Origin of the sequence: Namhaeicola litoreus (genome assembly GCF_042679565.1) — a bacterium.
Taxonomy (GTDB): Bacteria; Bacteroidota; Bacteroidia; order Flavobacteriales; family Flavobacteriaceae; genus Namhaeicola; species Namhaeicola litoreus.
The window spans coordinates 1-708 of the sequence record NZ_JBHTMY010000008.1 but is presented as its reverse complement, the minus strand read 5'-3'; the positions used below and the strand labels follow the sequence as shown (position 1 = coordinate 708).

The window sequence follows — 708 nt, the reverse complement described above, 5'->3', positions numbered from 1 at the left end:
GTGCCGCGAAAATGCAAAAATATGTTTGCTCGCTACCTTAATTTTTATTGATTTCTTGATGTTTCTACCTGGCAAAATGCGCGCTGAATTATAACCGATGTTGCCCACAGTTTATTTATTATAATTTTCAATTTCCAATTTCAATGTGTCAAGGTCAGGTTCAAAGTCACTATATGGTTTTAATTTAAATTCGGATTTAGAAAACGACAATTTGGCTTTTTCAATCCAACCATAATCTAAATACATTTGAGCCAGACCAAAATGTGAAACTCCAATTAGGAAATCAACTTCAGAATTTTCAATTATATGATTGAAAAGCTTTTCAGCCTTTTTATCTTCCCCTAATAATCCATATAATCTTCCAAGATTTAAAACAGCCGGAAAGTATGTGGAATCCGATAACCTTATTGACTCATTTAAATAGTTTATAGCATCGGGAAATTCTCTTAACATAAACTTCAAATTTCCTAAATTATTTAAAGCAATAATACTATTTGGATTGATAGATAATGCTTTTAAGAACTCAGTTTCTCCACCTTTAAAATCTCCATTTAAAATTAATGTAACTCCTTTTTCATAAAACTCGTTTTCTTCTCCCATTTGAAAATCAGAACTTGAAATTGAAACTTCCTTGCCGACCTTATAATATTGGATTAGAGGATTTTTATTTACCGTAGTAAGTTTATTCTCCTCAGTTTTACAGGAAAT

At 30.5% G+C, this 708-nt stretch carries 1 protein-coding gene; it reads right to left on the bottom strand.

Annotation, left to right across the window (positions count from 1 at the left end):
• Window positions 1-111 precede the first annotated feature (111 nt).
• Window positions 112-708: tetratricopeptide repeat protein (locus tag ACFQ39_RS15140; protein WP_377180521.1), on the bottom strand; the 597-nt coding region annotated here is incomplete at its 5' end.